This is a genomic window from Pantoea sp. EA-12 (genome assembly GCF_030053355.1).
GTDB classification, from domain to species: domain Bacteria; phylum Pseudomonadota; class Gammaproteobacteria; order Enterobacterales; family Enterobacteriaceae; genus Pantoea; species Pantoea vagans_C.
The window spans coordinates 21,599-39,470 of record NZ_JASGBY010000025.1 but is presented as its reverse complement, the minus strand read 5'-3'; the positions used below and the strand labels follow the sequence as shown (position 1 = coordinate 39,470).

At 56.8% G+C, this 17,872-nt stretch carries 19 protein-coding genes; 18 read left to right on the top strand and 1 reads right to left on the bottom strand.

The window, feature by feature from the left end; genetic code table 11:
* Positions 1-2 precede the first annotated feature (2 nt).
* The 17 genes from QMZ30_RS24800 to QMZ30_RS24720 all read left to right on the top strand — a co-directional run bounded on the left by QMZ30_RS24800 (position 3) and on the right by QMZ30_RS24720 (position 14,843).
* Positions 3-260, top strand: a complete 258-nt coding sequence (locus tag QMZ30_RS24800; RefSeq protein WP_034820252.1) for a phosphopantetheine-binding protein — start codon at positions 3-5, stop codon at positions 258-260.
* An 11-nt stretch (positions 261-271) separates the two neighbouring features.
* Positions 272-526 carry an acyl carrier protein gene (locus tag QMZ30_RS24795; protein ID WP_058974197.1) on the top strand — a complete coding sequence of 85 codons (255 nt, stop codon included), beginning with the start codon at positions 272-274 and terminating at the stop codon, positions 524-526.
* A complete protein-coding gene (locus QMZ30_RS24790) occupies positions 526-1,086 on the top strand; it encodes a COG4648 family protein (RefSeq protein ID WP_283229280.1) in 561 nt (186 codons plus the stop codon). Before QMZ30_RS24795 ends, QMZ30_RS24790 begins: the two co-directional genes overlap by 1 nt.
* Entirely contained in the window at positions 1,083-2,411 is a 1,329-nt protein-coding gene (locus tag QMZ30_RS24785) for an AMP-binding protein (protein WP_283229279.1), read from the top strand. Before QMZ30_RS24790 ends, QMZ30_RS24785 begins: the two co-directional genes overlap by 4 nt.
* Positions 2,398-2,745, top strand: a complete 348-nt coding sequence (locus tag QMZ30_RS24780) for a 3-hydroxyacyl-ACP dehydratase FabZ family protein (protein ID WP_283229278.1) — start codon at positions 2,398-2,400, stop codon at positions 2,743-2,745. Before QMZ30_RS24785 ends, QMZ30_RS24780 begins: the two co-directional genes overlap by 14 nt.
* Positions 2,739-4,433, top strand: a complete 1,695-nt coding sequence (locus tag QMZ30_RS24775) for a glycosyltransferase family 2 protein (protein WP_283229277.1) — start codon at positions 2,739-2,741, stop codon at positions 4,431-4,433. Before QMZ30_RS24780 ends, QMZ30_RS24775 begins: the two co-directional genes overlap by 7 nt.
* A complete protein-coding gene (locus QMZ30_RS24770; protein ID WP_283229276.1) occupies positions 4,426-4,842 on the top strand; it encodes an acyl-CoA thioesterase in 417 nt (138 codons plus the stop codon). Before QMZ30_RS24775 ends, QMZ30_RS24770 begins: the two co-directional genes overlap by 8 nt.
* Positions 4,839-5,450, top strand: coding sequence for an outer membrane lipoprotein carrier protein LolA (locus QMZ30_RS24765; RefSeq protein WP_283229275.1), 612 nt, complete (start codon positions 4,839-4,841; stop codon positions 5,448-5,450). Before QMZ30_RS24770 ends, QMZ30_RS24765 begins: the two co-directional genes overlap by 4 nt.
* Positions 5,416-7,737 carry an MMPL family transporter gene (locus QMZ30_RS24760; protein WP_283229274.1) on the top strand — a complete coding sequence of 774 codons (2,322 nt, stop codon included), beginning with the start codon at positions 5,416-5,418 and terminating at the stop codon, positions 7,735-7,737. The genes QMZ30_RS24765 and QMZ30_RS24760 overlap by 35 nt, the downstream gene beginning before the upstream one ends.
* Positions 7,734-8,309 (top strand): DUF3261 domain-containing protein, encoded by a 576-nt coding sequence (locus tag QMZ30_RS24755; protein WP_283229273.1) that lies wholly within the window; start codon positions 7,734-7,736, stop codon positions 8,307-8,309. The genes QMZ30_RS24760 and QMZ30_RS24755 overlap by 4 nt, the downstream gene beginning before the upstream one ends.
* Positions 8,306-9,463: a beta-ketoacyl-[acyl-carrier-protein] synthase family protein gene (locus QMZ30_RS24750; protein ID WP_283229272.1), complete on the top strand. Its 1,158-nt coding sequence runs from the start codon at positions 8,306-8,308 to the stop codon at positions 9,461-9,463. The genes QMZ30_RS24755 and QMZ30_RS24750 overlap by 4 nt, the downstream gene beginning before the upstream one ends.
* A complete protein-coding gene (locus QMZ30_RS24745; protein WP_283229271.1) occupies positions 9,456-9,932 on the top strand; it encodes a hotdog family protein in 477 nt (158 codons plus the stop codon). The genes QMZ30_RS24750 and QMZ30_RS24745 overlap by 8 nt, the downstream gene beginning before the upstream one ends.
* Positions 9,929-10,660, top strand: coding sequence for a 3-ketoacyl-ACP reductase FabG2 (locus tag QMZ30_RS24740; protein WP_283229270.1), 732 nt, complete (start codon positions 9,929-9,931; stop codon positions 10,658-10,660). Before QMZ30_RS24745 ends, QMZ30_RS24740 begins: the two co-directional genes overlap by 4 nt.
* Positions 10,657-11,892, top strand: a complete 1,236-nt coding sequence (locus tag QMZ30_RS24735; RefSeq protein ID WP_283229269.1) for a beta-ketoacyl-ACP synthase — start codon at positions 10,657-10,659, stop codon at positions 11,890-11,892. Before QMZ30_RS24740 ends, QMZ30_RS24735 begins: the two co-directional genes overlap by 4 nt.
* A 263-nt stretch (positions 11,893-12,155) precedes the next feature.
* Positions 12,156-14,354 carry a TonB-dependent receptor gene (locus QMZ30_RS24730; protein ID WP_283229268.1) on the top strand — a complete coding sequence of 733 codons (2,199 nt, stop codon included), beginning with the start codon at positions 12,156-12,158 and terminating at the stop codon, positions 14,352-14,354.
* Positions 14,355-14,486: 132 nt separating this feature from the next.
* Positions 14,487-14,630, top strand: a complete 144-nt coding sequence (locus QMZ30_RS24725; protein WP_166931877.1) for a hypothetical protein — start codon at positions 14,487-14,489, stop codon at positions 14,628-14,630.
* Positions 14,631-14,669: 39 nt separating this feature from the next.
* Positions 14,670-14,843, top strand: a complete 174-nt coding sequence (locus QMZ30_RS24720; protein WP_167347682.1) for a hypothetical protein — start codon at positions 14,670-14,672, stop codon at positions 14,841-14,843.
* Here the strand turns inward: QMZ30_RS24720 and QMZ30_RS24715 are convergent.
* Positions 14,840-15,988: a glycoside hydrolase family protein gene (locus tag QMZ30_RS24715; protein WP_283229267.1), complete on the bottom strand. Its 1,149-nt coding sequence runs from the start codon at positions 15,986-15,988 to the stop codon at positions 14,840-14,842. The genes QMZ30_RS24720 and QMZ30_RS24715 overlap by 4 nt on opposite strands.
* Positions 15,989-16,143: 155 nt before the next feature.
* Here QMZ30_RS24715 and QMZ30_RS24710 point away from each other — a divergent pair, with 155 nt between their 5' ends.
* Entirely contained in the window at positions 16,144-17,604 is a 1,461-nt protein-coding gene (locus QMZ30_RS24710; protein ID WP_283229266.1) for a phospholipase D-like domain-containing protein, read from the top strand.
* Positions 17,605-17,872 lie beyond the last annotated feature (268 nt).

Sequence of the window (17,872 nt, the reverse complement as noted above, 5' to 3'; positions counted from 1 at the left end):
TTATGCAAGCACTGATTGACGATATCAAACTGATGATTATCGACACGCTGAATCTGGAAGATATCAGCCCGGACGATATAGAAACCGATGCGCCACTGTTTGGTGAAGGGCTGGGCCTCGATTCGATTGATGCGCTGGAGCTAGGACTGGCGGTGAAAAATCGCTTCGGCGTACAGCTTTCAGCCGAGAGCGAAACGCTACGTGCGCACTTTTTTTCCGTGGCCACGCTGGCCGCGTTTGTTGAACAACAGCAAGCCTGAGAACAGTCAAAATGATGAACAAAGACGAAATTTACCAGGAAGTGGCTTCGCTGCTGACCTCGCTGTTTGAAATTGATGCCGATGATATTCGCCCGGACGCGCGTCTGTATGAAGATCTGGAGCTTGATAGCATCGATGCGGTCGACATGGTGGTTCATCTGCAAAAACGCACGGGGCGCAAAATCAAACCTGAAGCGTTTCGCGCCGTGCGTACCGTGCAGGATGTGGTGGACGCGGTTGACCAACTGATGCACAACGAAGCCTGATGCCTGTACTCCTGCGCCTGCTCAATGCAATGGCGCTGCTGGCCTGGCCATTTCTGGTATGGCTCGCGATCACGCATCCACAATGGCGTGGGGTGATAGTGGTGCTGGCGCTGGTGTTTGGCTGGCGCATCTGGAGTTTGCGCCGTGCGCAAGGGGCGATGGGCCGGATTATGCTGCTGATGGCGCTGGTGGGATCGCTGTTGTGCCTGGCCAGCCTGCTGCTGCGCAGCCAGCACTTGCTGCTCTGGTATCCGGTGGTGGTGAATGGCTTGATGCTGCTGCTGTTCGGGGGCTCCTTGTGGAGCCCGATGCCGCTGGTAGAGCGCTTAGCGCGGCTACGCGAACCCGAATTGCCACCGCGCGCGGTGCGTTATACCCGCCAGGTGACGCAGGTGTGGTGCGTTTTTTTTATCTTCAATGGCAGCGTGGCGCTGATCCCCTGCCTGCTCAATAATGTCACGCTATGGACACTCTGGAATGGGTGCATCAGTTATCTGCTGATGGGGTCGTTGATGGGCGGCGAATGGCTGCTGCGTCAGCGTTTGAGGAACAAAGCATGAAGGTTCTGAGTAGCCGCGACTGGCTGGCTGCGACTGATCGCGTGGTGGCCTGGCAAGGCCAGCAACAGCATTGGTTATCAGAGATGCGCCAGCAGGTGCAGGCGCTCGCGGAAAAATTACGCAGCCAACCCGGCCAACACTGGGCGTTGTGCTTCGACAATAGCTACCATTTCACGGCTGCGCTGTTAGCCGTGTGGTACGCCGGTAAGACGCCGGTGATCCCCGGACACTGCCGCGCGGCGCAACTCGAAGAGATGGCCGAGCACCTTGACGGTGTGATCAGCGATATGCCACTGACCCTGTCAATGCCGCATCTCCGCTGGGACGGTGCGCTGGCGCTGGGTGAGTTGCCTGCGATAGCGGATGACGCAACCTTAGTCCTGTTCACGTCGGGGTCGACGGGCACACCGCGCCGCGTAGTGAAATCACTGCGTGCGTTGGATCTGGAGGCGCACTGGCTTGCTCACCTGTGGGGCGAGCGTTTACAGCAGTGCCACGTGATCGCATCAGTCAGCCATCAACACCTGTATGGTCTGACATTTCGTATTGTCCTGCCGATGGCGCTAAGTTTGCCGCTTGCGGCGCAGCAAATCTTCTACGGTGAGCAGTTGGCCGATCAGCGCAGCGATCGCCGCTATGCGTTTATCAGCAGCCCGGCTTTTCTGCGCCGTCTCGATCCTTCGCTCACTGCCCCGCATTGTGCATTGGTGGTGTCAGCCGGTGGGGCGTTGCCCTGGCCTGATGCCCAGCAAGCTCAAACCGCACTGCACTGCGCTGTGGATGAAATCTACGGCAGCACCGAAACCGGTGTGATTGGCTGGCGCTCTGCCAATATTGAACACGCGGCGTGGCAGTGTTTCCCCCTCGTCACCCTGAGCGAGCAACAGGCCGGGCAATGGCGAGTGTTTTCTCCTTTACTGGAAACCGATGAAGGCTGGCCGCTGGATGACCGCATTGTGCAGCAGCCATCGGGTGAATTTCAGCTGGCGGGACGTCAGGATCGCGTGGTGAAGATTGAAGATAAGCGTGTGTCACTGAGCGAAATTGAACGCCGCTTGCTGGCGTTGCCCGGGGTCACTGATGCAGCGGCGCTAGCGATTCATCGCCATGGTCGCCACGCGATTGGCGTGGTGTTGGCACTGTCAGAAACGCTGGATGCCACGGCATTATCGCTGCGAAAAAAACAGTGGCGAAGCGAATTGCAACCCTGGCTGGAGCCGGTTGCCATGCCGCGCTACTGGCGCGTCGTCACTACCATTCCGGTGACGGCACAAAGCAAACGTGCGTGGCCACAAATTGAGGAGTTGTTTGATGTTGCCGGTTGAACTCAACGCCCAGCAGCAGGGTGCGATGCTGACGTTGCGCCTGCATGCTAAAGCGGATCTGTTTTGGTTCCGTGGCCACTTTCCCACGTTACCCATTTTCCCCGGTGTGGCTCAACTCGACTGGGTTTTGCACTACGGTTTAACCCGATTGGCGCCTGGCAAAGCCTTTGCCTCAATTGACAACATCAAGTTCCAACAGCCGGTGCCGCCGGATGCCGAACTGGAATTGCAACTCAACTGGCAGGAAGAGAAATCGCTGCTCAGCTTCAGCTACAGCCTGATTCGCCAGGATGGTGCCGACATCGCCAGCAGTGGGAAGATTCGCCTGTGTTGAGTGCTGCGTTCATGCCCTGCGTGCTGATTCCCTGCTACAACCACGGTGCCATGCTGGCATCGGTATTGGCTCGTCTCGCACCTTTTAATCTGCCGGTGATCATTGTGGATGATGGCAGCGATGTGCAGACCAAACAGCAGATCGCCGCCCTGAATGCACCGCAACTGGATATCCTCACATTGCCGACCAATCAGGGCAAAGGGGCGGCGGTGATTGCCGGCCTGCGCAAAGCGGCAGCGGCAGGATACAGCCATGCGCTGCAACTCGATGCGGATGGTCAGCATCAGGTTGAAGACACGCCTCGCATGCTGGCGGAAGCGCAGCAATATCCTGACAGCCTGATTTCGGGTCAGCCGATTTACGATGCCTCAATCCCCAAATCGCGCTTGTATGGCCGCTATATCACCCATTTTTGGGTGTGGGTCGAGACACTGTCGTTTTCGTTAAAGGACAGCATGTGTGGCTTTCGCGTGTACCCGCTGCAGCCTTCGCTGCAATTGTGCGATAGCCATCCAATTGGGCAGCGCATGGATTTTGATACAGAAATCATGGTGCGATTGTACTGGCAAGGCACGCCAAGTCGGTTTATCAGCACGCGCGTGACCTATCCTGAAAGCGGCCTGTCTCACTTTGACGCGTTGCATGACAATCTGCGCATCTCGTGGATGCACACTCGCCTGTTCTTCGGCATGTTACCGCGCATCCCGCAGCTGCTGCGCCGCCGTCAGCAAACGCAACACTGGTCTGCCACGCCGGAACGTCGCGGTCAACATGGGCTGCGCTTTATGCTGTGGTTGTATCGCCGTGCCGGGCGTCTGCCCTTTGTGCTGCTGCTGTGGCCGGTGGTGGCGGTTTACTGGCTGAGCGGTCGCAAAGCACGCGCCGCATCCCAGCAATGGCTGAAACAGGTGCAAGCAGAAGCCAGCAGGCAGCAAACCGCCTTGCCAGGGCCGCTCACCAGCTATCATCACTTTCTGCGCTTTGGTTACAGCATGCTGGATAAAGTCGCCAGCTGGCGTGGTGATGTGCAGTGGGGACGTGATATTGATTTTGCGCCGGGTGCTGAAGCGGTGATCCGTGCAGCCGACGGCCAGGGGCATTTGATTCTGGCCTCGCATCTTGGTGATATCGAAGCCTGCCGCGCCATGGCGAAGCAAGTCAGTGGCCTGGTGATTAACGCGCTGGTGTTTACCGACAACGCCCAGCGTTTTCGCGAGGTGCTGGAGAGCATTGCCCCTCAGGCGGGGGTGAATTTGATGCCGGTGACGGATATTGGCCCGGACACGGCGATCCTGTTGCAACAGAAGTTGGATGCCGGTGAGTGGGTAGCGATTGTTGGTGACCGCACGGCCGTGCATCGCCAGCGTGGCGGGGAACGTCGTGTGGTGTGGAGTGAGTTTATGGGCCGTCCGGCGCCGTTTCCACAAGGCCCGTTTGTGCTTGCCGCTGCCCTGCGTTGCCCGGTATTGCTGATGTTCGCCTTGCGTGAGCAAGGAACTTTGCGCGTGCACTGTGAACCCTTTGCCAATCCGTTAGCGCTGCCACGCGCCCAGCGCCAGCAGGCACTGCAGACCGCGGTGGATCGCTACGCCGAACGATTACAACAGCATGCGCTGATGGCGCCGCTGGACTGGTTTAACTTTTACGATTTCTGGACCTTACCAGATGAGGAGAGCCGCGATGAGTGAACACACCTGGCGCGCTGAAGTGGCATTAACCGTGTCGTTCCACGACTGCGACCCAATGGGCGTGGTGTGGCACGGCAACTATTTTCGTTTCTTCGAAGTGGCGAGGGAAGCCTTGCTGCGCAGCATCAACTACAGCTATGGCGAGATGACCGCCAGCGGTTTCGTCTGGCCGGTAGTGGATACGCGGGTGAAATATCGCCAGCCGCTGCGCTGTGAAGAGGTTATCCGCGTCGAAGCCAGCATCACGGAATATGAAAATCGCCTGCGCATCGATTATGTGATCCGCAATGCCGCAGGGCAGGTCACCACCAAAGCACACACCTTACAGGTGGCGGTGGATGCTGCGAGCCAGGAGATGAGTTTTATCTCACCGGATATTTTGTTTGAGCGTCTGGGGGTGAAGCCGTGATCAGAGCCTTTTGCCTGTTATTGCTCCTTACCGCTGCCAGTGCCCATGCGGTGACGCTCGATCAGCTACAGCAGCGGTTTGCCAGCCAACCGGTGATCCGCGCCAACTTTGAGCAGGTGCGCACCATTGCCGGCATGTCCCAGCCGTTGGTATCGCGTGGTCAGTTGATCATTGCCCAGCAACAGGGATTGTGGTGGCATCAGGCCACGCCCTTTGCCATGACGTTGATCCTGGATGACAAACGTATGGTGCAGAGCATGAGTGGCCAGCCGCCACAGGTGATTACGGCGGACAGCAATCCACAAATGTTCCAGTTCAATCACCTGTTACGCGCGCTGTTCCAGGCGGATGAAAAAGTGCTGCGTGAAAACTTTGACCTCGATTTTCATGACCGTGGCAACAACAGCTGGCAGCTCAGCCTGACACCAAAAGCGGCGCCGCTGAATAAAATCTTCAACCGTATCGATTTGCAGGGCGCGGCGTTTCTCAATGGCATCACGCTGGATGATAAGCAGGGCGACAAAACCGTCATCACCCTGAGCGATACCCGCACCGAACCGCAACAACTGACTGATGAAGAGCGAGCGCGTTTTGCCCCAGCGCAGTGAAAAAATTTCCGCGCTACTGTGGCTGAGCGTGTGCCTGGCACTCGCTGTGGCACTGGCGGTGCTGTTACCGCGTAGCCAGTTGAACAGCAGCGTACTGGCCTTACTGCCTCAGCAAAATCTCGGGCAGGCTCCGGCTGAGATTCAGCAGGGATTTATGCAGCGCCTCGACCGCCAGCTGGTGTGGCTGGTCAGTACTAAAGAACAAGACGGTGATGCAGTGGCGGCATGGTGGCAAAGCCAGCTGCAGGCTTTGCCGATGCTCAGGCAGGTGAGTGGTGCGCTGGATGATGACCAGATGCAGCGTTGGGGCGCGTATGCGTTTCAGCATCGCAATGGGTTAATTGATCCCCTGACCCGCGCGCGCTTGCAAAACGGCGGTGGTGCGCAAGCTGACTGGATTCTGGCGCAGCTGTTTTCGGCCTTTGCGGGGGTTGGCAGCAAAGAGATCCACAACGATCCGTTGCTGCTGGTACGCGGTGCGCAACTGGCATTGCAACAGAACGCCAGCAAGATGGTGCTGCATAACGGCTGGTTAACGGTCAATGACGCCGAGCCACGCCGCTGGTATTTCCTGCACGGTGAGCTGGCCAGCAACGCATTTAGCATCCAGCAGAGTCATCAGTTGGTGACGGCGTTGAATCAGTTAGCGCAGCAGTTGAAAGCCCGCTGGCCGGATGCGCAAGTGTTAACACGCGGCACGGTGTTGTTCAGTGATGACGCCAGCCAACGCGCCCAGCACGATGTGGAAACCCTTGGCAGCGTCACGCTGGGCGGTTTACTGGTGCTGGTTTGGCTGGTGTTTCGATCGCTGCGACCGCTGGCGCTGTGTGCGCTGTCGGTGGCGATAGGTGCCATGGCGGGAACGGTACTGACCTTAATCTGTTTTGGTGAGCTGCATCTCACTACGCTGGTGATGAGCCTCAGTATTGTCGGTATCTCTGCCGATTATACGCTGTACTACCTGACGGAGCGGATGGTGCATGGCGAGCAGTCCTCGCCGTGGCAAAGTTTGCACAAAGTCCGCGCGACGCTGTTACTGGCGCTAGGTACCACCGCCATCGCGTGGTTGTTGATGCTGTTAGCGCCGTTCCCTGGTCTGCGCCAACTGGCGGTGTTCGCCGCCAGCGGATTGAGTGCATCGTGCCTGACGGTGATCTGTTTCTACCCTTGGCTGGTGCGAGGGCTACCGGTGCGTCCGATCCCGGCCATGGTTTGGATGGCGCGCTGGTTAGCCGCCTGGCGTCGTAACAATTTACTGAAATTTGGTTTGCCGCTGCTGGTGGCCGTTTATGCCATTAGTGGCATGGTCCAGCTACGCATCGATGATGATATTGCCCATTTACAGAGTGCGCCCGCGCGTTTACTGGCCCAGGACCGCCAACTGGCGCAACTGACCGGCCAGCAGGCGGACCAAACCTGGTTTGTCGTCTGGGGGGAGAATGAGCAGCAAGCGCTGCAGCGCCTAAGTGCGCTGGCGCCCAAATTACAACAGGCGCAGCAGCAGGGCTGGTTAGCAGGCTACCGTGTTTTGCCACTGAACTCCCTGAAGCAGCAAAAACAAGATGTGCAACTGTTGCAGCAGGCGGCCCCCACTATTCTTGAACGATTAAAGCAGGCAGGGATCACCGCAGCCAGTGCTGATCTTAATGCTATGCCCGTAAATGCCAGCGACTGGCTGGCGAGCCCGCTGAGTGAAGGCTGGCGTTTACTGTGGTTGTCGTTGCCCGATGGTCGCAGCAGCGTCCTGGTCCCGGTGAACGGGGTGAAAAACAGTCTGGCGCTGCAAGAGTTGGCAACACAGCAGCCCGGTGTCAGTTGGGTCGATCGTAAGGCCAGCTACGATGAACTGTTCCGTTTCTGGCGCACGTTGTTGAGTGGGTTACTGGCACTGGCGCTGTTACTGATCACGGTCAGTTACACCGTGCGTCTCGGTTTGCAGGCGGGTTTGCGCAGTGCCTTGCCGTCATGGTTATCACTGGCGGCGGCACTGGCCACGCTGGGCTGGATCGGTGCCAGCCTGAACTTGTTTGCACTGCTGGCACTGATCCTGGTGCTCGGGATTGGGATTAATTACACGCTGTTCTTCAGTAATCCACGCGGTACGCCGCTGACATCGATGCTGGCCGTGACGCTGGCGATGATGACCACACTGCTGACGTTGGGCATGCTGGTGTTCAGTAGCACGGCGGCGATCAGTGGCTTTGGGACTGTGCTGTGCAGCGGGATTTTTTGTGCATTTTTGCTGGCGCCCATGGCGTTGGCTCCGGGGAAAAGGAAGCAACGATGAAAACGGGTGCCTTATTGCTGGTGTTTAGCCTGCTGTTGAGTGGCTGTGCCCAGCAGGATAGCCAATCGAACCGGCCTACGGCATGGTTGAAACCGGGGGTGCGTGTCACTTTGCCTGCTCCGGGGATTTCGCCGGCTTTTCAGCAGCAACAATTGTTGACCGGTCACGCGAAAGGGAAAACCCAGTCTCTGCTGGTGTTGCTGAATGCGGATGCACAGCAGATTAGCCTGGCGGGTTTGTCATCGCTGGGTATTCGCCTGTTCCGCGTGACCTATGATAAAACCGGCATTCATACGCAACAGATGATGGCGCTGCCAGAAATGCCTCCCGCCAGCCAGGTATTGGCGGATGTGATGCTAAGCCACTGGCCGATCAGTGCCTGGCAGCCGCAGTTGCCGCCGGGTTGGCAACTGGTGGACAGCGGCGATCGTCGCGAACTACGCGATCCTACTGGTCAGATAGTGACACTGATTCGTTATCTGCAACGCGGGAACGTGCGCGAGCCGATTAGCATCGATCAACGCGCCTTCGGTTATCAAATCCAAATCCAGCATCTGGATGCTTCTTCATGATGTACATTTCAGCGTTCGGCATGGTGAATGCGCTGGGCAACAGCCTCGCGGAAATTGCTACCCAGCTCACCTTAGGGTGCGCGCCAGGCATGCAGCCGCGAGAAGGGTGGTTGCAGCACGGCAAAGGCTGCTGGCTGGGGGAAGTGCAGGGCACGTTGCCAGCAATCCCCGTTGAACTGGCGGCGCATAACACCCGCAATAACCAACTGCTGCTGGCGGCGCTAGAACAGATGCGCCCGGCGGTGGAGGTTGCGATTGCGCAATTCGGCCGTGAGCGGGTTGCCATTGTGCTCGGCACCAGCACCTCCGGTGTGGATGAGGGCGATCGCCAGCGAGATGCGGGTTTACCCGGTTACGACTATCGCATGCAGGAGTTGGGTGATCCTTCACGCTTCCTCGCGCACTATCTCAACCTGGATGGCCCGGCTTACACGATTTCAACTGCCTGCTCCTCCAGCGCGCGTGCGCTGATCAGCGGTCAACGTTTGATCGATGCCGGCCTGGCCGATGTGGCGCTGGTCGGCGGCGCGGATTCACTGAGCCGTATGCCCATCAATGGCTTTGCCAGTCTGGATTCGTTATCGGAACATCACTGTGCACCGTTCAGCGCCGAGCGTGACGGTATCTCGATTGGCGAAGCCGCTGCGCTGCTGTTGCTGACGCGCGAACCTCAGCCGCTAGCGCTGCTCGGTGCGGGAGAGTCATCGGATGCCTGGCATATGTCGGCACCTCATCCGGAAGGGGTGGGCGCTGAGCGCGCGATGCAGATGGCGTTGCAGCAGGCCGGATTGCAGCCGCAGGATATTGGTTACATTAATCTGCATGGCACCGCGACACCGCTGAACGATCAGGTAGAGGCCGGGGTGATACATCGATTGTTTGGCGATCGCGTGCCCTGCAGTTCGACCAAACATCTTACCGGTCATACTCTGGGCGCAGCGGGTGCTACAGAAGCGGCGCTGGCGGCGCTAATTTTGCAGTACAACTTGCCGTTACCGGCGCAGGATTTTAGCGCGACCACGCTGGATAGTAGCTTGCCCGCGTGTGGATTACTGACCTCGCCACAACCGCTGGTGCGTCCGATAATTGCCTCAAACTCGTTTGCTTTTGGTGGGAACAATACCTGCCTGATTGTAGGAAAGCCCCATGACTGATTTTTTGCCGGTGAGCCATTATCTGCCGCACCGATCACCGATGCTGTTGCTGGACCGCGTGATTGAGGTCTGCGAAGACAGCGTAGTGTGTGAAGTCACCCTCAATCACTCAGGTGTGCTGGCTCCGTTTCTCAACCCTCAAGGCGAATTAGCCGCGTGGTTTGGCGTTGAAATCATGGCGCAAACGGTAGGCGTCTGGTCAGGATTTCATGCGCACCAGCGCGGCGACACGGAAATTCGTCCAGGCATGCTGCTGGGTGGACGCGGTTATCGTGCAACGACGCCGAGCTTTGCAGCGAACAGCACCTTACGTGTTGAGATGCACCTGTTGATGCGCGATGACAAGCTCGGCAGTTTTGAAGGCGAAATCCGTTGTAATGACGTAGTGATCGCCAGTGGCCGTCTGAATACCTATCAGCCGGATGAACAAGAATTAACCCAATTAGCACAACAAGGAACTCAGCCATGACACGCAGCGTATTAGTGACCGGTGCCAGTAAAGGGATTGGCCGCGCCATCGCACTGCGTCTGGCGCAGGATGGATTTGAGGTGGTGGTTCATTATCATCGTGATGAGCAGGGCGCAGAGCAGACACTGGCGTCGATGGCCGCAGCAGGCGGCAGCGGGCGTAAACTGCAGTTCGATGTCGCACAACGCGATACCACACGAACCGCCATCGAACAGGATATCGAGGCTCACGGTGCGTATTACGGCGTGGTCAATAACGCGGGAATCACGCGTGACGGCGCCTTCCCGGCGTTAACAGAAGATGAGTGGGACAGCGTGATTCACACCAACCTCGACAGCTTCTATAACGTGATTCATCCGTGCGTGATGCCGATGATTGGCCTGCGCAAAGGCGGCCGCATCATTACCTTGTCATCGGTGTCTGGCCTGATGGGTAACCGGGGTCAGGTTAATTACAGTGCGGCGAAAGCGGGCATCATTGGCGCGACCAAAGCGCTGGCCATCGAGTTGGCAAAACGTAAAATCACCGTGAACTGCATCGCGCCGGGTCTGATCGACACCGGCATGACCGATCTTGAACCGCTGGTGATCGATGAAGCGCTGAAAATGATCCCGATGAAGCGGATGGGGGCAGCGGAAGAGGTGGCCGGGCTCGCCAGCTACCTGATGTCAGATATCGCGGGCTACGTGACACGCCAGGTGATTTCAATCAACGGAGGTATGCTGTGATTCAGCGTGTAGTGGTAACCGGCATGGGGGGCGTGACCGCCTTTGGCGAAAACTGGCCAGCCGTGGCGGCTCGTTTGAAACAGGGGCAAAATGCAGTGCGTAAAATGCCTGAATGGCAGATTTATGACGGGCTACATACACTGCTCGGCGCACCAGTGGATAACTTCGAGCTGCCTGCGCACTACACGCGAAAACGCATTCGCGCCATGGGCCGTGTGTCACTGATGGCCACACGTGCCACTGAACTGGCGTTAGAACACGCGGGATTGATAGATCATCCAGTGCTGACCAACGGCGAAACCGGCATTGCTTATGGTTCGTCAACCGGCAGTACCGGACCCGTGAGCGAATTCGCCACCATGTTGACCGAAAAGCATACCAACAACATTACCGGCACCACCTATGTGCAGATGATGCCACACACCACCGCCGTCAATGCCGGACTGTTTTTTGGCCTGCGCGGCCGCGTCATCCCCACATCAAGCGCTTGTACGTCCGGTAGCCAAGCAATTGGCTATGCATGGGAAGCGATTCGTCACGGTTATCAGACGGTGATGGTGGCGGGCGGAGCCGAAGAGCTGTGTCCATCCGAAGCGGCGGTGTTTGATACGCTGTTTGCTACCAGCCAACGCAACGATGCTCCCCAAACCTCTCCTGCGCCGTTTGACCAGCAGCGCGACGGTTTAGTGATTGGTGAAGGTGCGGGCACTTTGATTCTCGAATCGCTGGAGCATGCACAAGCGCGCGGAGCGACGATTTATGCCGAGCTGGTGGGTTTCCACACCAACTGCGATGCGGCACATATCACCCAACCACAGCGTGAAACCATGCAGATCTGCATCGAGCGGGCACTAAAGAGCGCCGGCGTGACGGCGGATCAGATTGGTTATATTAACGCGCACGGTACCGCTACCGATCGCGGCGATATCGCTGAGAGCCTGGCGACGGCAGCGATTTTCGGCAACAGCACGCCGATTTCTTCATTGAAAAGCTACTTTGGACATACCCTGGGCGCCTGTGGTGCGCTGGAAGCCTGGATGAGCATCGAGATGATGCGTGAAGGCTGGTTCGCACCCACGCTAAATTTGACCCAGCCCGCGGCAGAGTGCGGCGATCTGGATTACATCATCGGCGAACCGCGTCATCTTGAAACCGATTATATCCAGTCCAATAATTTCGCGTTTGGCGGCATCAATACCTCATTGGTGTTTAAACGCTGGCGCGATGCCTGACACGTCTTTGCGTCACGGCTTCATTCACCGAAGCCGTGACTATTTCATTTTTATCCGGCCTTAAATCCCTACTTAAAATGCGTGAAAATGGCTGAATTGATACGCTATCTCCGCAATCTTTACCCTTTCTTAACGCTTCTCCCTGCCAGACCACTCCTGACTAAGAAAGTTCAGCGATTTTTCTTGCTTTCCTTTTAGCAGAACGCATAATCGCAAACCGCAATAATAATGATTATCACTTTACTTCTTATCAGGGGTTTTCCATGCGCATGACGCCTTTCAATCCCGGACTGAAACCGACGCTACTCGCTGTTATGGTCAGTGTCGGTTGTTTGCCAGTGATGGCTGCCACCACCAACACCACAACCTCAACGGCTGATGTGAAAAAAGATCAGCCGACCCTCACCGTTACGGCGACACCACAAGCGGATTTCAAGCCGGGCGGCAATGATTTAGTGCCTGCCTATCTTGATGGGCAGATTGCCCACGGTGGTCGCTTAGGCATGCTGGGTGAACAAAATGCCATGGACGTGCCGTTTAACGTCATCGGTTTCACCTCGAAGATGATTCAGGATCAGCAGGCTAAAACCATTGCTGATGTGGTGAAGAATGACGCTGGCGTGCAGAACGTGAAGGGTTACGGTAACTTCGCGGAAGCCTATCGCATTCGCGGGTTTGAACTGGATGGCGACGATATGACATTTGGCGGTTTGCCAGGTGTGGTGCCTCGTCAGGTCATGGATGCATCACTGATTGATCGTGTTGAGATCTTTAAAGGCGCGAACAGCCTGGTGAACGGCGCGGCATCATCGGGCGTCGGTGGGATGATTAACCTTGAACCTAAACATGCGGAAGATACGCCGATTACGCGTGTCGGTGTAGATTATACGTCCTCTTCTCAGGTGGGCGGCACGCTGGATGTCGGACGTCGTTTCGGTGATAACAATCAATTTGGCGTACGTTTTAATGCCGTGCATCGTGAAGGTGAAACCGGTGTCGATGGTGAGAAAAAACGTACCACGGCCGCTTCGCTGGGCCTCGATTATCGCGGCGATCGTCTGCGCACCTCGCTGGATGTTGGCTACCAGAAAAAGACCTACCACGATGCGCTGCAAGGCGTGAAATTCGGTAGCTTCATTCCAGAAGTCCCTTCCAATTCGCACAATTACAGCCAGAAATGGGTGTACAGCGATATGGAGTCGGAATTCGGTATGGCGAAAGCCGAATATGACATCACCGATAGCTGGACCGCCTATGCGGGTTTGGGTGCGCAGCACGCGCATGAAACCGGTAACTATGGTTCACCAACGGTCACTGACACCAACGGTGATGGCACCATCAGTAGCTTCTACTCCAACCGTATTCAGGACAACATGAGCGGCATGGTGGGGCTGCGTGGTGACTTCCATACGGGCTTTGTCAGCCATAAAGTGAATGTGGGCTATTCAGCATTAACCACTAATGCGAAGAACGCCTATAACATGTCGCTGGTGGGCACGCCGTTCAATATTTACAACAGTGGTGACGTTGCTGAACCCGCTGCGACCTTCGCAGGCGGTAAGTTCTCAGACCCTCTGACCACGGCACGCACCCGTACTCAGGGTTATTTGCTCAGTGATACCCTGGGCGTATTTGACGATACGCTGCTGTTTACCGTAGGTGCCCGTCATCAGAAAGTGGTGGTACGTAACTATGCTTATGGCACAGGTGCAGAGGACGTCAGCTCTCGTTACACCAATGACCGTTGGATGCCAACCTACGGCGTGGTGTATAAGCCGTGGAAAGAGGTTTCCTTCTACGCAAACCATACCGAAGCGTTGCAACCCGGCGATGTAGCACCAAATACTGCCACCAACTACGGCAGCGTGACGGGCGTTGCGCACTCCAAACAGAACGAAATTGGCGTGAAGACCGACTTTGGTCGTGTTGGCGGTTCACTGGGGCTGTTTGAAATCAAGAAACCATCCGGTTTGCTGAATAGCGACGGCGCGTATGTGATGGACGGAGAACAACGCCATCGCGGTCTGGAAGCGAACGTCTTTGGTGAACCTGTACTGGGCCTGCGTTTGAACGCCAGTGCCACCTGGATCGATCCAGTCATGGTGAAAACCTCGGGTGGAACTTACGATGGCAAACAGGCTATTGGTGTGCCGCGTTACAACTATGTGCTGGGTGCGGAATACGACATCAAACCTGTTGAGGGTCTGACTGCAACGGCGATGTTGAATCACTCCGGTTCACAGTATGCCAACTCTGCCAATACGCTGAAGCTGGACAGCTACACTACCCTGGATTTGGGTGTACGCTATCGCATGAAGGTGAGCCAGAACGATTTGGTATGGCGTGTCGGTGTGGATAACGTGACGAATGAGAAATACTGGGCCAACGTCGATGGTACCGGCACTTATCTGGTGCAGGGCGACCCACGCACCCTGAAAGTCTCTATGAGCTACGATTTCTAATCTGCTGTTTACGGGGCGCAATCGCGCCCCGTTGTCATTTCATGCTGAAATAATCCTGTACCTTATCCTGCATTTCATTACACTCAGTGCGGCAATCCTGCGCTTAAAACGTCTTCTTGTTATTGAGTCAACATGAGTTCACCCGCGCCACCTGACGATCACGATGAACCGTTAAGACAGTCGCTCGACGACGCACACTTCGCCATTGTGGTACTTGCAGTGACCTCTGTTACCCTTATAATCTTCGTCCTGATGGTGACGTTATGGATGAGCTAAGGTCAGCAACGGTTCATGGAAGCCTGCAAGGAGATGTCGATGGAAGCCCGAGATGACAAACTGATCGCCATAATTGGCCTGCTGTCCGCCTGTTTAATCGGCGTGGTATTCCTGTTCACCATGACCTGGCTGACCGATGTGCGCCATCCCGCCGATCCCACACTCGATGTGCAAACCTGCCCGCCCAAAACCGTGCCAACGCAACACTCTTAAGGCTGCTTTTCCCGATTTTGCAACTTAATCTGCTGACTGCGTAACTCCAGCGCCAGCGCTTCATGCAGGGTGCGATTGCCGTTCGGATCCCCCAAGCCAAACAATGCGCCCGGTGAACGACGGTCGTCGGCCCATGCTGGATACTCCACCACCGGATAGAGCGATATCCCTTCCAGCGCGACCCCTTCATCCAGTGCTAACCGTGCCTCCTCTGTGACATGCCGCAGCCAGGATGCGCGTGCATCGCCCTCCGCTCCGGTTTCTGCCAGCAGCAGCGGGCGCTGGTAGCGTTGCCAGCATTGCAACATCAAACGATGCAGCGGCTGATACGCGCTGTGATCGGCCGGGATGGTGTCTCCTGAGAAGAACCAGTGATTGTCGGGATAGTAGTTCAGTCCAAGGATATCGAGAAAATCCTCGCGTCCGCCCAGTTCCGGCGCATCCCGTCCGGCGATCCAATCCCAGGCTTCAAATTGCGCCTGATGCTGTGCATCGGCGTAAGGCTTGCTGTCAGGGTTGTCAGGATCGGTCGCGATCTGTACCAGCGGATCGGTCAACACAAAGCGTGCATCGGGATAGACATCTCGAATGGCGTGCATGGCCGCTAACGAGGCGCGCACCAGTTGCCGTTTTAGTTCACGCCCGCGTTCGCTGGCGTAAGGATCGAGCCAGGAGACATCCGCGCCCGCCCAAGACCAAAATGAAATCTGATTGATGGGGGTGAAGAAGGGTTGTTGCACGCCTTCATCGCGCATCAGCTGTGCCATCGCCCGCGCAAATCGCTCAAAGTGGTCGATGAAAGAGGCGCGCCAGATATCCAGATGCTCGGGATAGCCAAAATGGGCCAGTTCCCAGATAACCTGTATATCATTGCGCGCTGCAGCATGTAGCATGGGCAAGAAGCTGCGCCAGTCGTACTCATTGGGCGTGGCTTCGATGAGATGCCAGCGTGCGCCGTCACGGGCAGTGAGCAAACCTTCCTGTGCCAGCGAGGCGTAATCTTTTTCCAGTAGCATGTCATGCCCGCTGCTGATCACCATATCCATGCGGCGACCTCCGCTACGACGGGCGGTGGAGCAGGGGAAGCTGCCCTGGAAGAAACTGCGGAAAAGTTGCGGGTGATGGCGCGGGGATTGCTGAGTCATAATCCTCTCCTCACGGTAAACGCCGGATGCAGAACGCAGACCTAAGTCTAGACTTTAAATGCATGTCGCGTTAGCGGGTGGATGCAGAAGCCTCTGATTGCCGTGAGGCGCGGTCATACCAACAATAATAGATCCAGCGAATTCAGGGATTCGATATGAGTGAACCAGCACCGGTGCAATATCCATCGCCGTCAGGTGAGGGGTTGCGAGAGATTATTGATGCGCGCTGTGCGCTGCATCCGGATATGAGCGGTATTCATCCGCTCAACGATGGGTTAGATGCATTTGCTGCGCGATACCAGGTGATGGGCATGGCGCAGCACACTATCGATGTGCAGTACTACATCTGGCACAACGATATGTCAGGCCGATTGCTGTTTAGCGCCTTACTGGATGCCGCCGAACGCGGCGTTCAGGTGCGTTTACTGCTGGATGACAACAACACGCCAGGCCTCGATGACACGTTGGCCGAGCTTGATCGCCATCCCAATATTGCCGTGCGGCTGTTCAATCCCTTTTCCTTTCGAACTTTGCGTGCGCTGGGTTATTTAACCGATTTCGCTCGCCTTAATCGCCGTATGCACAACAAGAGTCTGACGGTAGATGGCGCGGTGACGCTGGTGGGGGGCCGTAATATCGGCGATGAATATTTTGGTACCGGCGATGAGCCGCTGTTCACTGACCTGGACGTTCTGGCGATTGGACCTGTGGTGCAACAGGTAGCGCACGATTTTGAGCGGTACTGGAACAGTAAAGCGGTTTCGCCATTGCGCAGTGTGGTCGATGTCTCCGGCGATGCGCATCAAGCCGTGCGCTTACCGGCGGAATGGCGGCAGAGCGAGGCGGTGCAGCGCTATCTTGCCAGGCTGGAACACTCATCGTTTGTGAGTCAGATGGAGCAGGGCTCTATGCAGATGACTTGGGCGGAATCGCGGTTGTTAAGCGACGACCCGCGCAAAGGGTTAGGCAAGGCCAAGCGCTCAAGCCTGCTACCGCAGCGTATGCTGGAGGTGATCGGCACCCCACAGCAGCAATTCGACATTATTTCAGCTTATTTTGTGCCGACGCGCGCGGGTGTGGCGCAACTGGTGGCGCTTAAGCGCCGCGGTGTGAAGATCGCGGTACTGACCAACTCGCTGGCGGCAAACGATGTCTCAGTTGTTCACGCCGGTTATGCACGCTGGCGTAAAAAATTACTGCGCCATGGCATTGCGCTGTATGAGATGAAGCCGCAGGACAATGCCAGCGAAGCGCCACACGACCGCGGTTTGACCGGTAACTCAGGATCGAGTTTGCACGCCAAGACCTTCACCGTGGATAACCGCAAGGTGTTTATCGGCTCGTTTAATTTTGATCCGCGATCGGCGGTGTTAAATACCGAGATGGGCTTGGTGATTGAAAGTGAAACCTTAGCGCAGCAAACCCATCAACGCTTTATTGCCGGGATGCGCGATCGTGCCTGGACATTAAGGCTGGATAACTGGGGGCGCGTGAACTGGGTGGAGTACGAAGGGGAGTCGGGCGAAGTGGTGCATAAACACGAACCGCAGTGCACCTTGATGCAACGACTGTTGGTGCGACTAGTGTGGCGCTTACCGGTGGAGTGGTTGCTGTAGCGACTCTCGGGCTAATACCAGCCGCTCTGGCGCATTCGGTCGCCATAAGCTTGTCCTTTAAACGACTGACGATAACGCCGTCTGGGGCCGCTCCGGGGCTGGCGGTCCTCGCGCCGCTGTCGCGGTGCCTTCACTTCACTCGTCTGCCTTAACGGACCGGTGCCGATGGAACATCCATGTTCCAGCGCCACCTTTCGCCCGCGTCCTGCGGGCTCTCCTGGCATACTCACTCAGCTCAGCGCTGCGGATGCCTGCCCCGGAGCAGCCC

What these genes read in the sequence shown, in the direction of transcription:
- QMZ30_RS24800 (WP_034820252.1), top strand. Translation starts at nt 3, where the DNA reads ATGCAAGCACTGATTGACGATATCAAACTGATGATTATCGACACGCTG.
- QMZ30_RS24795 (WP_058974197.1), top strand. Translation starts at nt 272, where the DNA reads ATGATGAACAAAGACGAAATTTACCAGGAAGTGGCTTCGCTGCTGACC.
- QMZ30_RS24790 (WP_283229280.1), top strand. Translation starts at nt 526, where the DNA reads ATGCCTGTACTCCTGCGCCTGCTCAATGCAATGGCGCTGCTGGCCTGG.
- QMZ30_RS24785 (WP_283229279.1), top strand. Translation starts at nt 1,083, where the DNA reads ATGAAGGTTCTGAGTAGCCGCGACTGGCTGGCTGCGACTGATCGCGTG.
- QMZ30_RS24780 (WP_283229278.1), top strand. Translation starts at nt 2,398, where the DNA reads ATGTTGCCGGTTGAACTCAACGCCCAGCAGCAGGGTGCGATGCTGACG.
- QMZ30_RS24770 (WP_283229276.1), top strand. Translation starts at nt 4,426, where the DNA reads ATGAGTGAACACACCTGGCGCGCTGAAGTGGCATTAACCGTGTCGTTC.
- QMZ30_RS24760 (WP_283229274.1), top strand. Translation starts at nt 5,416, where the DNA reads ATGAAGAGCGAGCGCGTTTTGCCCCAGCGCAGTGAAAAAATTTCCGCG.
- QMZ30_RS24755 (WP_283229273.1), top strand. Translation starts at nt 7,734, where the DNA reads ATGAAAACGGGTGCCTTATTGCTGGTGTTTAGCCTGCTGTTGAGTGGC.
- QMZ30_RS24750 (WP_283229272.1), top strand. Translation starts at nt 8,306, where the DNA reads ATGATGTACATTTCAGCGTTCGGCATGGTGAATGCGCTGGGCAACAGC.
- QMZ30_RS24745 (WP_283229271.1), top strand. Translation starts at nt 9,456, where the DNA reads ATGACTGATTTTTTGCCGGTGAGCCATTATCTGCCGCACCGATCACCG.
- QMZ30_RS24740 (WP_283229270.1), top strand. Translation starts at nt 9,929, where the DNA reads ATGACACGCAGCGTATTAGTGACCGGTGCCAGTAAAGGGATTGGCCGC.
- QMZ30_RS24730 (WP_283229268.1), top strand. Translation starts at nt 12,156, where the DNA reads ATGCGCATGACGCCTTTCAATCCCGGACTGAAACCGACGCTACTCGCT.
- QMZ30_RS24725 (WP_166931877.1), top strand. Translation starts at nt 14,487, where the DNA reads ATGAGTTCACCCGCGCCACCTGACGATCACGATGAACCGTTAAGACAG.
- QMZ30_RS24720 (WP_167347682.1), top strand. Translation starts at nt 14,670, where the DNA reads ATGGAAGCCCGAGATGACAAACTGATCGCCATAATTGGCCTGCTGTCC.
- QMZ30_RS24715 (WP_283229267.1), bottom strand. Translation starts at nt 15,988, where the DNA reads ATGACTCAGCAATCCCCGCGCCATCACCCGCAACTTTTCCGCAGTTTC.
- QMZ30_RS24710 (WP_283229266.1), top strand. Translation starts at nt 16,144, where the DNA reads ATGAGTGAACCAGCACCGGTGCAATATCCATCGCCGTCAGGTGAGGGG.